This window comes from Solwaraspora sp. WMMD791 (assembly GCF_029581195.1).
Taxonomy (GTDB): domain Bacteria; phylum Actinomycetota; class Actinomycetes; order Mycobacteriales; family Micromonosporaceae; genus Micromonospora_E.
Window position 1 is genome coordinate 6,605,769 of record NZ_CP120737.1, and the last position, 15,417, is coordinate 6,621,185.

Consider the following 15,417-nt stretch of genomic DNA (forward strand, 5'->3'; position numbering starts at 1 on the left):
GATCCGCGCCAGCGCACTGTCGGATCCCGGCCAGCCCATCCGCGGCCGTCGACGGTCGACCAGGATGCGTACTGTCGCCTCGTGGCCGAGGCGCGACCCCGCAGCGCTGCTCGTCGGGATCAGCCGGCGCGAGGCGCTGCTCGTCGGCCTGCTCGACCTCGGGTGCTCCGACACCGGCTGCCGACCGCCGTCCTGGCGGCGTTCGGCTGGCCGATCGTCGGGCTACCGATGCTGGTGATCGTCACCGCCTGTCTGCTGGGCGACGTCAGCCGGGTCACCATCCGGGTGTGTTTCGCCGCGCTCGGCAAAGTGGCCCTGGCCGGTTGGCCCCTGTCCCGCTTCCGGACCTGGCCGGTTCCCGGTTGCTCATCCCGGTTGGACGGCCCCGGCGAGCCGTTTACCGCGCCGCCAGACGAGGTGGGTGTTGAGCGTGTCGCTGATCGTCGTGGTGGGATCGCCGTCGACCAGGAGTAAATCGGCACGAAGCCCTGCGGCGATGCTGCCGCGGTCAGTGAGGCCGAACCGGCGCGCCGGGGTGCTGGTCGCCGCGCGCAGCGCCTCGACCGGGGTCAGTCCGGCCCGAACGAGGTACTGCAGTTCGTGGTGGACGCTGGCCCCGTGTGCCAGGCCGCCCAGGAAAGGCAGCGGAACCGAGGCGTCCGTGCCGACGAGAATGTCGGTGCCGGCGTCGTGCAGCGCTTTGACGCAAGCCAGGACGTCGTCGATGTCGCCTTGGGGATAGCGGTTGAAGCTGGATCGCAGGGTCGCCAACCATGGCTGGTCCAGACGCGACGACACCCGCGGGTCGGCGGCGAACTCCGTGCCGGTGATGCCCATCATCGAGGCGTTGAGGACCACGCACGCCACGACGAAGGCACCCGAGGCGGCGACCTGCTGGACGATCTCGGTGGTGTGGGGCCGGTCCATGAACAGGTGTGCGAGGCCACCGACGCCTGCCTCGATCGACATACGGGTGGCGTCGATGGTGAGTGCATGGGCGACGGTGAGCATGCCGCGACGGGTAGCCTCGGCAACGCCGGCGTTCAGAGTTCTCTGATCGAGCGCGGGCAGGCCGGGGTGGCCTTCGACGGTGCCGTCGTCGACCATGAACTTGATGTAGTCGGACCCGGTGTCGATCAACTGTGGGATGAAGGCCACCGCCTCCTCGGGCGTGGCGGAGAACGGCATCACCGGCGGTGTCGGCGCGGGCCCGGTGGCCGGACCCGCGCCGGGCGGCGGGCCGGGCCTGAAGCCCTCGGGGAACAGCTCCGACGGATGCCCGCCGGGCGGGGTGATTCCGAAGCCCGACGAGCGTACGTCGGCGACGCCGTCGTCCTCCTCGATGTGCCGACGGTTGGGGCGGGTGTTGGTGCCCTGCATCTCCAGCTGGGTGGTCACCCCGAAGCGCAGGGCCAGCGCCAGGCTCGGCCTGCTGGTGTGCACATGCGCGTCGAACAGACCGGGCAGCAAGGTCTTTCCGGCGGCATCGATGATCTCGGCGTCGGCGGGCGGTTCCCCTCCCACGGCTGTGATCGTGGTGTCGTCGATGAGGACAGTGGTCGCGTCGAGCACCTCGTGTCCGTCGAAGACACGTGCGTTGACGATTGCGGTAGCCATGTTCCATTGGCCCTTCACGGTCGGCGAAGCAGCGGTTCCTGGTACTGATGCACTTGCCAGGGGTTGAACATGTTCGTAACGAACGCGTTCTCACGCGTCCTGGTGGGGCCCTGGACGGGGAATCTCAGCGAGCGCGTGCCAGGTGGGGATACCTGCTGATGAGACTGGGAATGAAGGTCAACGGCGGACGTGGAGCCCGTCGATGATGGTGGCGAACACCCAGCGCATCCGATGTTCGTAGTCGCCCGAGAGAATCTCGTCTCGAACTCGGGTGATGCTCGGATAAGTGTCGGACCTGGCCTCGGCGATCGCGATGGCGAGATCGTGCTCTTCGCCCCTCGCCTCCGCACTGTCGCCCCGACTGCCCTGTTCGGCCGCCATGGCGATCGCCTGCTGTAACAGGATGTCGACGCCCCAGGCGGCGTGTCGTGTCGGAACATCGCCGTCGAGCAGCAGCCCGACGATCGTGTCGATCAACCGTAGGTAATGAGGTCCGGACGGTCGTAGCACGAGCACCGAACGGGCGAGGCTGGGGTACGAGAACAGCAACTCGGTGCAGGAGCACAACAGGCTGATCACCTGCTCGCGCCAGTCCACACCCGTCAGCGGGTCGGGAAGCTCCAGTTCTGCCACCAACTCGTCGAGCAGCGCGCCGTGCAGTTCGGCGGTGTTGCTGATGTAGACGTACAAGGAGGCGGGACCGGTATCGAGCTCAGCGGCAAGTCGTCGCATCGTCACCTGTTCCAGCCCTTCCTCGCGCATGATGCGGGCGGCGACGGCGACCACGCCCGCACGGCTCAGCGGGGCCTTGGCGGGACGATCACGACGGCTGACCGGGTCACGACGGGGGCTCATAACGCGATCGTAGCGAACGCGTTCGTCAGGGGCCAGGCGGTATCGGTGCTTCGTCCGTACGGCCAGGTAACCGTGCCCTTCGATCGACGGCGAGTCCTCCGGGTGAGCGACCACGTCAGGAACCCGACCGGTGCTGCCCACCCGCTCGCCACCGTCGAGCCGGCCGGCCGGCTCGACGGTGGCGAGGTCGAGGTCGAGGTCGAGGTCGTGACTGCCGGCCGCCGGCCGTACCGGTCAGACCTGGCCGAAGATGGCCAGCGCTGGCAGCGCCCGCCCGGAGTAGTCGAACACCGCCTGGTTCTCCCAGCCGTTGCCCGACGACGGGTCGTCCGGATCCCAGCCGGAGCCGGAGACCGCCGTCCAGGTCGGCTCCCAGTAGAAGACCCCGAGGCCGCGCCCGTTCGGCACCGCCTTGACCGCGTCGAAGACCGCCCGCAGCGCGTCGGCCTGGCCCTGCGGGGTCGCCGGGTAGCCGCCGGCCGAGGCGAGCGAGGAGTTGAAGATGTTCGGCTCGTGGTCGTGCTGCGCGGTGGTGAACCCGTACGCGGTCTCCACCACCACGACCGGCCGCTGGTAGCGCGACGCCAGGTCGTTGAGGTTGGTGCGTAGGCTGGTGATCGAGCCGTGCCAGTAGAGGTAGTGCGACACCCCGATCACGTCGAACGGCACGCCGCGCGAGGTGGCCTGGTCGAACCACCAGCGGTGCTGGCTGTTGTTGCCGCCCTCGGCCAGGTGCAGCATCACCCGCGTGGAGCTGTCCACCGCCTTGACCGCCTGCGCCCCGGCGGTCAGGAACGTCGCCAGGTTGGCCCAGTTGTTGCTGCGGCCCTCCGGCCACAACATCCCGTCGTTGATCTCGTTGCCGACCTGCACCATGTCGGCGGTGGTGCCCTGCGCCTGCAACGCGCTCAACACGTCGTACGTGTGGTGGTAGACCGCGTCGCGCAGCTGGGTGACGCTGTAGTTCGCCCAGGCCCGGGGCTTGTACTGCTTGCCCGGGTCGGCCCAGGTGTCGGAGTAGTGGAAGTCGACCAGCAGCCGCATCCCCTGCGCCTTCGCCCGGGCGGCCATGGTCAGCACCCGGGCCTTGTTGTTGTAGCCGTCGGTCGGGTTCACCCACACCTTGAGACGGGCGTAGTTGACGCCGGCCGAGCGCAGCAGCTGCACGGCGTCGCGCTGGTTGCCGGCGGCGTCGCGGTAGACCGCGCCCCGGTCCTCGTTCTTGGCCAGCGTCGAGAAGTCGGCGCCGACCATGAACCCGCCGGGTACGCCGGGGTTGCCGGTCGACCCGCCGGTGAACTCCACATCGTCCACGTTGATCCAGTTTCCGGCGCGGGCGTTGGAGACGAAACTGACCGTGCACTGCCCGTTGCTGACCTGGGTGGTGACCGAGATCTGGGTCCAGCTGCCGGTGGTCGGGATCGCCACCCGGGCCTCGTTGCCGCCACAGTTGCGCAGCGCCATGAACGCCTCGTGCTGCCCACCGCCGGAGCGGACCCAGGCCCGTGCCGTGTAGCTGCCGTTGCCCAGCCCGGACAGGTACTGGTAGGTCTCCACCTGGTAGGCGCCCGACGCCCAGTGCGACAGCCGGTAGCTGCCGGAGCGGCCGCCGGCCTCGGTGTAGCTGGCGCTGGTCTGTCCGGTCGACGAGTACTCGCCCCACCCGGACGGCGTCTGGGTGCCGCCGCCCGCCTCGAAACCGCCGTTGGTCAGCGTCGCGGCGGCGTGCGCGGCTCCGTGCGTACCGCCGGCGAGGCCGACGCCGAACGCGGCCGCGCCGGTCGCGGCCACCGCGACCAGCGCGAGCGCCGCACGTCCGAAGAATCCACGGGTACGGATGGTCATCGCTTGCCTCCCTTGTCACCTGCCACCGCGTCGGCGAAGACCCGCAGGCCGGGCAGCGCCGTGCCGGAGTAGTCGAACAGAGCCTGGTTCTCCCAGCCGTCGCCGGAGGTCGGGTCGGCCGGATCCCAGCCGGCGCCGTCGACGGCGGTCCAGGTCGGCTCCCAGTAGATGACGCCCAGACCCTGCCCGCCCGGTACGGCGGCTACGACGTTGACGATGTCGCGCAGCGCGTCGGCCTGGCCCTGCGGGGTGGCCGGGTAGCCACCTTCGGCGGCCAGCGTCGCGGTGAAGATGTTCGTCTCGTGGTCCTGTTCGTCCAGAGTGAACCCGTACGCGGTCTCGGCCACCAGTACCGGTCTGCCGTAGCGGGCGGTCAGGTCGAACAGGTTGGCCTGCAGGTAGCCCAGCGGCCCGTGCCAGTAGGTGTAGTGCGACACGGCGATGACGTCGAACGGCACCCCGTACGCGACGGCGTTGTCGAACCACCAGCGGTGCCCACCGTTGTTGCCGCCCTCGGCCAGGTGCAGCACCACCTTGCTGCGTGGCGAGGCGTCGGTGACGGCGGTGGAACCGGCGGTCAGCAGCTGTGCCAGGCCCGGCCAGTCGTCCCAGCGGCCGTCCGGCCAGAGCATCCCACCGTTGACTTCGTTGCCGACCTGGACCAGCTCCGGCGGGGTGCCCTGGCGGCGCAGCGCCGACACCACCTCGTAGGTGTGGTCGTAGACGGCCTGCCGCAGCAGGTCGAAGCCCAGTTCCGCCCAGGCGGCCGGCTTGTACTGCTTGCCCGGGTCGGCCCAGGTGTCGGAGTAGTGAAAGTCGATCATCAGTTTCATGCCCTGCGCGGTGACGCGTTTCGCCTTGGCGAGCACGTCGGCTTTGTCGCTGAACCCGTCGGCCGGGTCGACCCATACCTTCAGCCGGGCGTAGTTGACGCCGTTGTCGGCGAGGATCCGCAGCGCGTCGCGGGGGTGGCCCCGGGCGTCGCGGTAGACGGCGCCATGCGCCTCGTTCTTGGTCAGGTGCGACACGTCGGCGCCGCCGATCGCCACCGGCAGTCCTTCGCTGCCGTCGGAGCGGGTGAAGGTGACGTCGTCGACGTTGGCCCACTGCCCGGCGGCGGCGTCGGAGACGACGCTGACGGTGCAGCGGCCGGCGGTGACCCGGACGGTGAGCGCCAACTCCACCCACCATTCGTCGCCGGTGCGGGGCAGGTCGACCCGCTGTGCCGGGCCGCCGCCGCAGCCGGAGACCCCGAGGTACGCCGCGCGTTGGCCGCCGCTGGAGCGCACCGCCGCCCGTAGCGTGTACGTGCCCCGGGCCAGCCCGGTCACCTGTTGGCGGGTCTGCACCCGGTAGCCGGTGTCGGCCCAGTGGCTGAGTCTCTGGTCGCCGGTGCGTCCGCCGGGCTCCACGTAGGAGGCGTCGCGGTCGCCGGTCTCGGTCCAGCCGACCGGGGCGGCCAGGTCGGTGATGTCCTCGAAGCCGGCGTTGACGAGTTCCGGTGCCGGGCGGCCGGCGGTGGACGCACCCGGCGTGCCGCCGACGATGGCGATGGCGGTCGCCAGGGCGACCGCGGCGGACCGGGCGATCGTGGTGGACAGGGGGCCACGGATGTGCATGCCTGCGCCCCTTCTCGGAACGAATCGGACCAGCTCTGGGAGCGCTTACGGCCGCAACGATCCGCTGTGGTGTGGTAATGCGCCCGACGTGAGCCCGTCACGACGATGTAATACTGGGAGCGCTCACAGAATCATCATCGCCGATCCCTGTCAAGAGGCCCGTCACTCCCGGCGTACCACTCGCACCTGCCCGGCCGGCACCGTCACCGTCCCGGTGCAGCTCACGCCGGTGATCAGCTCCGCCCCGGTGGCCGGCAGCACCGCGTCGTCGGCGGTATGGTTGATCGCGATCAGGTAGTCCGCCGTAGGCCCGGACCGTCGGACCAGCTCCACCCCGTCGGGTACGCCCGCCGGCGGGGCGATGCCCGCGTCGGCGTACACCCGGCCCAGGACCGGGGCGAGTGTGGCGGCGTCCAGCCGGGTCGAGACGTACCAGGCGGTGCCGGCGCCGTAGGAGTGCCGGGTGACCGCCGGACCCCCGGCCGCCGGCCCGTCGACGTAGCGCAGCACCGCCTCGGCCCCGGTCAGCTCCACCGCCTCGGCCCACACGTCACCGGTCAGGCCCTGCTCCAGAGTCACTGTCTCCTCGGCGCGCAGCGGCAGGAACTCGTCCACGGTCAACCCGAGCAGCTCCCGCAACGCCCCCGGGTAGGCCCCCGGGTGGACGGTGTCGGTGGCGTCCACGATGCCGGAGAAGTACGACACCAGCAGGGTGCCGCCGCCCGCGACGTAGCGGCGCAGGTGCTCCGCGGCCGCCGGCGTGGTCAGGTACAGGCTCGGCACCACCACCAGTGGATGGTCGTCCAGGGGCGCCTCGGCGCGGGCGAAGTCGACGGTCAACCGGTCGCGCCACAGCCGCTCGTAGTAGGCCTCGACCCGTTCCCGGAAGTCCAGGTCGATCGAGGGGCGCCACTCCAGCTCGACGGCCCACCAGGACTGCCAGTCCCACAGGATCGCCGCGTCGGTGACCACCCGCGTGCCACGCAGCTCGTCGAGGCGGGGCAGGGTGTCCACGCCCAACTGCACCACCTCCCGCCAGATCCGGGTGCCGGTGCCACCGTGCGGCACCATCGCCGAGTGGAACTTCTCCGCCCCGAACCGGGCGGCCCGCCACTGGAAGAACAGCACCGCCTCGGCCCCGCGCGCCAGGTGGGCGAGGCTGTTGCGGGCCAGCTCACCGGGGCGTTTGGCGATGTTGCGGGGCTGCCAGTTGACCGCCGAGGTGGAGTGCTCCATCAGCAGCCACGGCCGGCCACCGGCGACCGAGCGGGTCAGGTCGGCGCACATCGCCAGCTCGATGGCGTTGTCGGCCCGCTCGGCCTGCAGGTAGTGGTCGTTGGCGACCACGTCGACCTCGTCGGCCCACCGCCAGTAGTCCAGCGTCTTGCAGTTGGCCAGCATGAAGTTGGTGGTCACCGGCACGTCGGGGGTGTGCCGGCGCAGGATGTCGCGTTCCCGGCGGAAGTTGGCCAGGTGCGCGTCGGAGGAGAACCGGAGGAAGTCCAGCTGCTGGGCCGGGTTGACCGCGGTCGGCGCGGCGGTCGGCGTCTCGATCTCCGCCCAGTCGCCGTAGCGCTGCCCCCAGAAGCTGGTGCCCCACGCGGTGTTCAGTGCCGCCAGGTCGTCGCCGTAGCGTTCCCGCAGCCAGCCGCGGAACGCCTGAGTGGAGCCGGGGCAGTAGCAGAGCGCGTTGGCGCCGCCGTACTCGTTGTGCACGTGCCACAGCACCAGCGCCGGGTGGTCGGCGTACCGGGCGGCGACCGCCTCGGTGATCCGGGACGCGGCGTCGGCGTACGCCGGTGAGCTGGGGCAGAACGACTGCCGGGCGCCGCCGCCGAGCACCGCGCCGGTGCGGTCGACCAGCCGGGTGTCCGGGTGCGCGCGGCGCAGCCAGGCCGGCGGTACGGCGGTCGGGGTGGCCAGATCGACGGTGATCCCCCCGTCGTGCAGCAGGTCCAACACCTCATCGAGCCAGCCGAAGTCGAACTCACCGGGGGCCGGCTCCAGCAACGCCCAGGAGAAGATCCCGACGCTGACCAGGTTGACCCCGGCGGCGCGCATCAGGGCCACGTCCTGCGGCCAGACCTCGGCCGGCCACTGCTCGGGGTTGTAGTCCCCGCCGTACGCCAGCCGGTCCAGCCGGGGGATCGGTGGTCTCTGCACCATGTGACGCTCCGAAACTGTACGCGCTCCCAACACGACATCGGCATGATCGCACATGCCACAGCAGCGAAGTCAGCCCTGATGTGGCTCTTGACACAGGTGTACCCGGCACCAACACTGTGAGCGCTCACAGTTGTTTCCCCCTGATCACCATCCGATGACGGTCGACAGATGAGAGGTGGAGATGAGCCGCTCCCTCGGCGCGAAGATAATGCTCACGACGCTCGCCGCCAGCCTGGTCGCGGCCTGTGGGGCCGACCCCGGTGACGACGGCCCGGTCGAGCTGACCTTCTGGTCCTGGGCCCCGAACATCGAGAAGGTCGTCGACGCGTGGAACGCCGACAACCCGGACATCCAGGTCACGTTGAGCAAGCAGGCCGGCGGCGGTGACATCGTCACCAAGCTGCTCACCGCCAACCAGGCCGGCAACCCGCCGGATCTCGCCCAGGTCGAGTACCAGTCACTGCCCACCCTGGTCAGCAACGACGTGCTCGCCGACATCGCCGACCTGGCCGGCGACGCGCAGAACGCGTTCGCCGAGGGCGTCTGGCAGCAGGTCACCCTCGGCACCGACGCCGTCTACGCCATCCCGCAGGACGCCGGGCCGATGATGCTCTACTACCGGGCCGACCTGTTCGACCAGTACGGCCTGACCGTACCGACCACCTGGGACGAGTTCGCCCGGACCGCGCGGGACCTGCGGGCGAAGACCACCGACCACTACCTGACCACGTTCTCCGCCAACGATCCCGGCTGGTTCGCCGGGCTGGCCCAGCAGGCCGGCGCCGCCTGGTGGGCGATCGACGGCGAGGCGTGGCAGGTGACCGTCGACGACCCGGCCACCCGACAGGTCGCCGAGTTCTGGGGCGGACTGGTCACCGAAGGCGTGGTCGACGACCAGCCGATGTACACCCCGGAGTGGAACCAGGCGCTCAACGACGGCACCCTGCTGGCCTGGCCGAGCGCCATCTGGGGGCCGGGTGTGCTGGCCGGCAACGCCGCCGACACCGAGGGCCTGTGGGAGATGGCCCCGCTGCCACAGTGGACCGCAGGGGAGAACGTCACCGGTAACTGGGGCGGTTCGTCCACCGGCGTCACCGAGGCCTCCCCGCACCGGGAAGCCGCCGTCACGTTCGCCACCTGGATGAACACCGATCCGGCCGCCACCGAGCTGCTCGTACGCGAATCCGCCATCTACCCGGCCGCCCGCGACGCCCAGACCGGCCCGGCGTTGGCCGACCCGCCGGCGTTCTTCGCCAACCAGCCCGACTTCTACACCCTCGCCCAGGAGATCGCCGACACCGCCGCCGGGTTCACCTGGGGGCCGAACGTCAACGTCACCTACCAGACGTACATGGACTCGTTCGCGGCGGCGATCACCGACGGTACGCCGTTCGTCGACGCGGTCGCCGCGATGCAGACCGCCACCGTCGACGACATGCGCGACAACGGCTTCTCGATCGCCGAATGAGCCCAGAGATGCCTGTGGTCACCCGCGCTCGCGGCGGCCGCCGAGGAAGACGTACGGCGGTGCCGTACGTCTTCCTCGCCCCGGCGGTGACGCTGTTCGTGCTGACCTTCCTGCTACCCATCGGGTACGCCGTCCACCTGAGCCTGCGCAAGGTGCGGGTCTCCGGTCTCGGGCTGGGCCGGGGCTCGCGTACCGAGGTCTTCGCCGGACTCGACAACTACCGTGCCGCGCTGGCGGACCCGACGCTGCTGACCGGCGCGGCGCGGGTCCTCGGCTACGGTGCGCTGCTGGTACCGGTGATGCTCGGCCTGGCGCTGCTGTTCGCCCTGCTGCTGGACCGCCCCCGGGTCGGCCTGCAACGGTTCAGCCGGATCGCGATCTTCCTGCCGTACGCCGTCCCGGCGGTGATCGCCAGCCTGCTCTGGGGCTTCCTCTACCTGCCCGCCACCAGCCCGCTCAACGACGCGCTCGACTGGATCGGCGGGCCGCAGCCCGACCTGCTCGGCACCGGAACCGTCTTCTACGCGGTGGTCAACATCGCGCTCTGGGGCGGCGTCGGGTTCAACATGATCGTGCTGTTCACCGCGCTGCGGGCGATCCCGCCGGAGCTGTACGAGTCGGCCCGCATCGACGGCTGCTCTGAGCTGCAGATCGCCTGGCGGATCAAGATTCCGCTGCTCACTCCGGCGCTGGTGATGACCACCGTCTTCACCATGATCGCCACCCTGCAGGTGTTCAGCGAGCCGATGACGCTGCGCCCGCTGACCAACTCGATCTCGTCGACCTGGACCCCGCTGATGAAGATCTACCGGGACGCGTTCGCCACCGACGACCGGTACGCCGCCGCCGCGACCTCGGTGATCGTCGCCCTGGCGACGCTGGTGCTGTCGTTCGGCTTCCTGCGCCTGGTGCAGCGGCGGGCCTTCGGCCAGGAGCGGTGATGGCCACGGTCCGAAGGCCGCAGCTGGTGCCCACGGCCGTGCTGCTGATCGGCGCGGTCTACTGCCTGCTGCCGGTGGCCTGGGTGCTGGTCGCCGCGACCAAGAGCGGATCAAGCCTGTTCAGCACGTTCACCTTCGCCCCCGGCGACGCGCTGGTCGCCAACATCGCCGAACTGTCGGCGTACCGGGGTGGGCAGTTCTGGCGCTGGGTCGCCAACACCGCCCTGTACGCCGGGGTCGGTGCCCTCGCCTCCGCCGCGCTGTCTGGACTCAGCGGCTACACGCTGGCCAAGTACGACTTCCTCGGCCGGTCGGCGATCTTCAACATGCTGCTCGCCGGAGTGCTGGTGCCCGGGGTGATCCTCGCCGTGCCGCAGTACCTGCTGCTGGCCAAGGTGGGGCTGGCCGACACCTACTGGTCGGTCCTGCTGCCCAGCATCATCAGCCCGTACGGCATCTACCTGGCCCGGATCTACGCGGCGGCGGCCGTGCCCGACACAGTGATCGAGGCGGCCCGTACCGACGGTGCCAGCGAGTTCCGGATCTTCCGCCAGGTGGCCGCACCGATGATGATCCCCGGCCTGATCACGGTGTTCCTGTTCCAGTTCGTGGCGATCTGGAACAACTTCCTGCTGCCGTTCGTCATGCTCGCCGACGACGACAAGTTCCCCGTCACCCTTGGCCTGTACACCCTGCTCAACCAGGGTTCGACCACGCCGGCGCTGTACAGTCTGGTGATCACCGGATCGCTGTTGTCGATCATCCCGTTGGTGGCGCTCTTCCTCTCCCTGCAGCGGTACTGGCGGATCGACCTGTTGTCCGGATCCATCAAGGCATGAGGTCGATCGGGCGTGAGATCGATCAGGGTGTAAGGACGACAATGTGAGCGTGGCCGGAACTGAACGCGGCCGGGCCCGCCCCGGGCGGGCCCGGCCCACCATGGACGACGTCGCCGCCGTCGCCGGGGTGTCGAGGGGCACCGTGTCGCGGTGGCTCAACGGGGGGCACAACGTCAGCGGCCCGGCCGCCGACGCCGTCGAGCGCGCCATCCGCAAGACCGGGTACGTCGTCAACCAGCACGCCCGCAGCCTGGTCACCCAGCGCTCCGACTCGGTGGCGTTCATCCTGTCCGAACCGCAGGACCGGCTCTTCGAGGACCCCAACTTCAACGCCCTGCTGCGCGGCTGCACCCAGGCCCTCGCCGAACGTGACATCACCCTGCTGCTGACCATCGCCGGCACCTCCGAGGACCGCAAACGGGTCGGCCGCTACGTCACCGCCGGACACGTCGACGGCGCGCTGCTGGTCTCCACCCACGCCGGCAGCCCGCTGATCGACGAGCTGAAGGGCCGTGGCCTGCCGTTCGTGGTCTGCGGCAAACCACTCGGGCACGAACGCGACGTCAGCTACGTCGCCGCCGACGACCGCGACGGCGCCCGGCAGATGGTCGGCTACCTGCGCTCCCAGGGGCACCGTACGATCGCCACCATCACCGGCCCGCTGGACACCCCGGGCGGGGTCGAACGCCTCGCCGGCTACCACGACGTGCTCGGTGACACCGATCCCCGACTGGTCGTCACCGGCGACTACACCCGGGCCGGGGGAGAGGCGGCGATGGAGCAGCTGCTGCGTCAGGCACCCGACCTCGACGCCGTCTTCGTCAGCTCCGACCTGATGGCCGCCGGGGCGATCGCCGCGCTGCACCGGGCCGGCCGCCGGGTGCCCGGCGACGTCGCCGTCGGCGGCTTCGACGACTCCGAGGTCGCCACCGCCTCACTGCCGCAGCTGACCACCATCCGCCAGCCACTGGGCCGGATCAGCGTCGAAATGGTCCGGCTGCTCCTCGGCCACCTGGCCGGCGACTCCCACGCCGCCGTCATCCTCCCCACCGAACTGGTGGTCCGCGGCAGCGCCTGATCGTCGACGGCCGATCGGGTCTGCCGCGTCGCGGCGGATCTGGCAGGCTGGTAGCCGTGCTGACGGTGCCGGTGCGGCAACTCGGGGAGACCGAACGCGGGGCGGTGGAACGCATCCTCGACCTCGATCCCTTCGCCGCACCCCAGGTCGCCGAACGGGTCGCCGCGCACGGACTGGCCTGGTGGCGGGCCGACGGCCGGATCTTCGGCTACGGCCCACGGCGGCAACTCGAGTCGCTGTGCTGGCTCGGCGGGCACCTCAGCCCCGTACACGCCACCCCGGCGGCGGTCGCGGCCTTCGCCGAACGGCTCGCCATCGAGGAGCGCGTCTGTTCGTCGATCGTCGGGCGGGCCGACGCCGTACTCGGCCTGTGGGAGCAGCTCGGCGAGCCGTGGGGGCCGGCCCGCGAGATCCGCGCCGAGCAGCCGCTGCTGGTCGCCGACCGGCCGCCGGCGGTGCCGGCCGACCCCGGCGTACGGCTGGTCCGCCCCGACGAGATCGACCTGCTCTTCCCGGCGGCGGTGGCCATGTACACCGAGGAGGTCGGGGCGTCGCCGATCGCCGACGACGCCGGGCGTGGCTACCGGCGGCGGGTCGCCGAACTGGTCCGGGCCCGACGCACGTACGCCCGGATCGTCGACGGCACCGTGGTCTTCAAGGCCGAGCTGGCCGTCGTCACCCGGCACACCGCGCAGGTCCAAGGGGTCTGGGTCGATCCGCTGTGGCGCGGCCGGGGGCTGGCCACGCCGGCGATGGCGGCCGTGGTCCGCGACGCGCTGCGCCGGGTCGCCCCCACGGTCAGCCTGTACGTCAACGACTACAACACCGCCGCCCGCCGGGTCTACGACCGGTGCGGCTTCCGCCGCGTCGGCACCTTCGCCACCGTGCTGTTCTGACCGATCAGCCCGTCTTCATCCTGACGGTCAGCTCAGCAGCAGGGTGACGGCAAGGGCGAGGGCGGTCACGGTGACGGTGGTGGCCAGCCCGGTCCAGCGCAGCCACGGCCGACCGGAGCCGATCACCGGCAGGTGCTGCCAGTGCAGTGTGCCGAGTGCCGTACCGCCGACGGCGAGCCCGACGGCGAGTGCCCACCAGCCGGCCCACACCTCGGACCAGGCGCCGGCCAGGTGGACGATCAGCAGGTAGAGCAGCGCGGTCGTCGCCGCGCCGACCAGCTTGAGCCGGTCCGCCGCCGGCAGCCAGCGCCGCCGGCCGCCGAGCGAGGTCAGCACCGGGGTGACCGCCCCGGCCAGCAGCAACACGACGGTGATGCCGATCATCAGCGGTCGGGCCCCGGTGGAATCGTCGTCGGTGGTCACTCCGAGCAACGCCAGGCCGATCGGGTCGACGGGCCGGTCGGTGTTGCCCAGCACCACCACGGCGTCACCGGTCGCCGGGTCGTAGCCGACGTACGACCGGAAGCCGCCGGTCCCGCCGTTGTGCCAGACGATCTCCCGGCCGTCGTAGCTGGTGGTGAACCAGCCGTACCCGATCCGGCTGTCGTCACCGGCGTCGAAGCGGGGCGATGCCGCATCCGCACCCGGCGCGGTGCCGTCGCGCAGCGCGGCAGCCAACCGGGCCAGGTTGGGCGCGGTGGACCACAGGCCGATCCCGGCACCGGCCAGCCCGGACGCCTGCCACGGCTCGGTGCTCCGGCCGCCGGCCGTGCTGCCGGTCGCCGCACCGTCCGCCACGGCGGCACCGTCGAGGGCGTACCCCGTGTCGGCCATCCCAAGCGGGTCGAGGATCTCCCGTTCGACCAGCTCGGGGAAGCTGGTGCCGGCCCGCTCGGCCAGGGCGATGCCGAGCAGCGCCGTGCCGAAGTTGGAGTAGCTCACGTCGCCGTACCCGTCGCCGACCCGTGCGCTGACCAGCGCCGCGCGCATCCGGTCGGGGTCCAGGCCGGCGTACGGGTCGGTGCCGCGCAACGCGCCGAGCGACATGGCGAGCGTGTCGGTGAGACCGACTGTTGGCAGCCGGGGCAGGCCGGAACGGTGACTGGCCAGCTCCGCCAGGGTGATCTCGCCGACCGCCGGGTCGCCGAACTCCTGACCGGGCAGCGCTTCGGTGAGCGTGGTGTCGGCGGTGGCCTGACCGTCGGCGATCTGGTCGGCCAGCAGCATCCCGGTCAGCGTCTTGCCGATCGAACCGATCTCAAACGGGGTGTCCGGCGTCACCGGCTCACCGGGGCGGCCGGCCAGACCCGGCGTCCGGTCGCCGAGCCCGGCGGTGCGGACCTGTCCGTCGGCGACCCGGGCCACCGCCAGCCCGCGCAACCCGGCGGGGTCGTCGATCACCGCCCGGACCTCGGCGGCGAGCGCGGCGTCTCCGGTGTCGGCGTCGCCGAGGCGGGCCGGCCAGGGGGCGATCAGCGTGGCGAGCAGCCCGCCGACGACGGCGACGACCGTCGCGACGACCACGGCGCGGGTACGGACCGGACTCATCGGTGTGTTCCAGACAGGACGATCAGCAGGGGGACGACCCGCTCCGGCGGTACGGCGTACTGCCCCCGGGCCGACGAGCGCAGCCAGCCGGCGCTGACGAGTTGGCGCAGGTGGTGGTAGAGCTGGCCGGTGGTGCCCAGCCCGTCGATCTCGGCCAGGGCGGCGACGGTCCGGGTGCCGGCCAGGATCTGCCGGATCAGCAGCAGCCGCACCGGGTGGGCGAGCGCGGTCAGGGTCTCGGCGTACCCGCGCCAGTCGGCGTCGAGCAGGTCGTCGACGGTGTGTCCGTACTGCCAGTCGTAGTGCTCGCCGGTGGGCAGGGTGACGGTGCCGGTGTAGAGCACCGCGCCGGAGCTGTCGCCGACCTGTGCCTTGAGCCCGTCGAGCGCCCAGAACGGGTGCCGGTCCGGGCCCGACGGTGTGTCCGGGCCGCTCGTGGCGACAGTCGGGGCGGCCGGCGACCCGGCATCCCACCGCTCGACCAGGGTCCGCACCAGCTGCTCCAGCGCGGTGACCCGCTCGGCCAGCTCATCACTCATGAATCA

General features: G+C 71.1%; 12 protein-coding genes. 5 read left to right on the plus strand and 7 right to left on the minus strand.

What is annotated here, in order from left to right:
* Positions 1–366 precede the first annotated feature (366 nt).
* The 5 genes from O7623_RS29795 to O7623_RS29815 form a co-directional block, all read right to left on the minus strand.
* Positions 367–1,617, minus strand: coding sequence for an amidohydrolase family protein (locus tag O7623_RS29795; RefSeq protein ID WP_282226238.1), 1,251 nt, complete (start codon positions 1,615–1,617; stop codon positions 367–369).
* A 177-nt stretch (positions 1,618–1,794) separates the two neighbouring features.
* Positions 1,795–2,613: a TetR/AcrR family transcriptional regulator gene (locus O7623_RS29800; protein WP_282226239.1), complete on the minus strand. Its 819-nt coding sequence runs from the start codon at positions 2,611–2,613 to the stop codon at positions 1,795–1,797.
* Positions 2,614–2,706: 93 nt separating this feature from the next.
* Positions 2,707–4,317 carry a glycosyl hydrolase 53 family protein gene (locus O7623_RS29805; protein WP_282226240.1) on the minus strand — a complete coding sequence of 537 codons (1,611 nt, stop codon included), beginning with the start codon at positions 4,315–4,317 and terminating at the stop codon, positions 2,707–2,709.
* Positions 4,314–5,936, minus strand: coding sequence for a glycosyl hydrolase 53 family protein (locus O7623_RS29810; protein WP_282226241.1), 1,623 nt, complete (start codon positions 5,934–5,936; stop codon positions 4,314–4,316). Before O7623_RS29810 ends, O7623_RS29805 begins: the two co-directional genes overlap by 4 nt.
* A 162-nt stretch (positions 5,937–6,098) precedes the next feature.
* Complete coding sequence (locus tag O7623_RS29815) at positions 6,099–8,102, minus strand: beta-galactosidase (RefSeq protein ID WP_282226242.1); 2,004 nt, start codon at positions 8,100–8,102, stop codon at positions 6,099–6,101.
* Positions 8,103–8,283: 181 nt separating this feature from the next.
* On the opposite strand from O7623_RS29815, the gene O7623_RS29820 reads away from it, so the two are divergent.
* From O7623_RS29820 to O7623_RS29840, 5 genes are read left to right on the plus strand one after another with little or no spacing between them, the layout of a single operon-like run.
* On the plus strand, positions 8,284–9,570 hold the full coding sequence (locus O7623_RS29820) for an extracellular solute-binding protein (RefSeq protein WP_282226243.1): 1,287 nt from the start codon (positions 8,284–8,286) through the stop codon (positions 9,568–9,570).
* 8 nt (positions 9,571–9,578) lie between these two features.
* The gene (locus O7623_RS29825; protein ID WP_282226244.1) at positions 9,579–10,511 is read left to right on the plus strand and encodes a sugar ABC transporter permease; all 933 of its coding nucleotides are present in this window, start codon (positions 9,579–9,581) and stop codon (positions 10,509–10,511) included.
* Positions 10,511–11,350: a carbohydrate ABC transporter permease gene (locus O7623_RS29830; protein ID WP_282226245.1), complete on the plus strand. Its 840-nt coding sequence runs from the start codon at positions 10,511–10,513 to the stop codon at positions 11,348–11,350. The genes O7623_RS29825 and O7623_RS29830 overlap by 1 nt, the downstream gene beginning before the upstream one ends.
* A gap of 49 nt (positions 11,351–11,399) precedes the next feature.
* On the plus strand, positions 11,400–12,428 hold the full coding sequence (locus tag O7623_RS29835; RefSeq protein ID WP_282226246.1) for a LacI family DNA-binding transcriptional regulator: 1,029 nt from the start codon (positions 11,400–11,402) through the stop codon (positions 12,426–12,428).
* Positions 12,429–12,484: 56 nt separating this feature from the next.
* A complete protein-coding gene (locus O7623_RS29840; protein WP_282226247.1) occupies positions 12,485–13,324 on the plus strand; it encodes a DUF4081 domain-containing GNAT family N-acetyltransferase in 840 nt (279 codons plus the stop codon).
* A gap of 27 nt (positions 13,325–13,351) precedes the next feature.
* Here the strand turns inward: O7623_RS29840 and O7623_RS29845 are convergent, their stop codons facing one another.
* Positions 13,352–14,872, minus strand: a complete 1,521-nt coding sequence (locus O7623_RS29845; protein WP_282226248.1) for a serine hydrolase domain-containing protein — start codon at positions 14,870–14,872, stop codon at positions 13,352–13,354.
* A complete protein-coding gene (locus tag O7623_RS29850) occupies positions 14,869–15,411 on the minus strand; it encodes a helix-turn-helix domain-containing protein (protein ID WP_282226249.1) in 543 nt (180 codons plus the stop codon). Before O7623_RS29850 ends, O7623_RS29845 begins: the two co-directional genes overlap by 4 nt.
* Positions 15,412–15,417 lie beyond the last annotated feature (6 nt).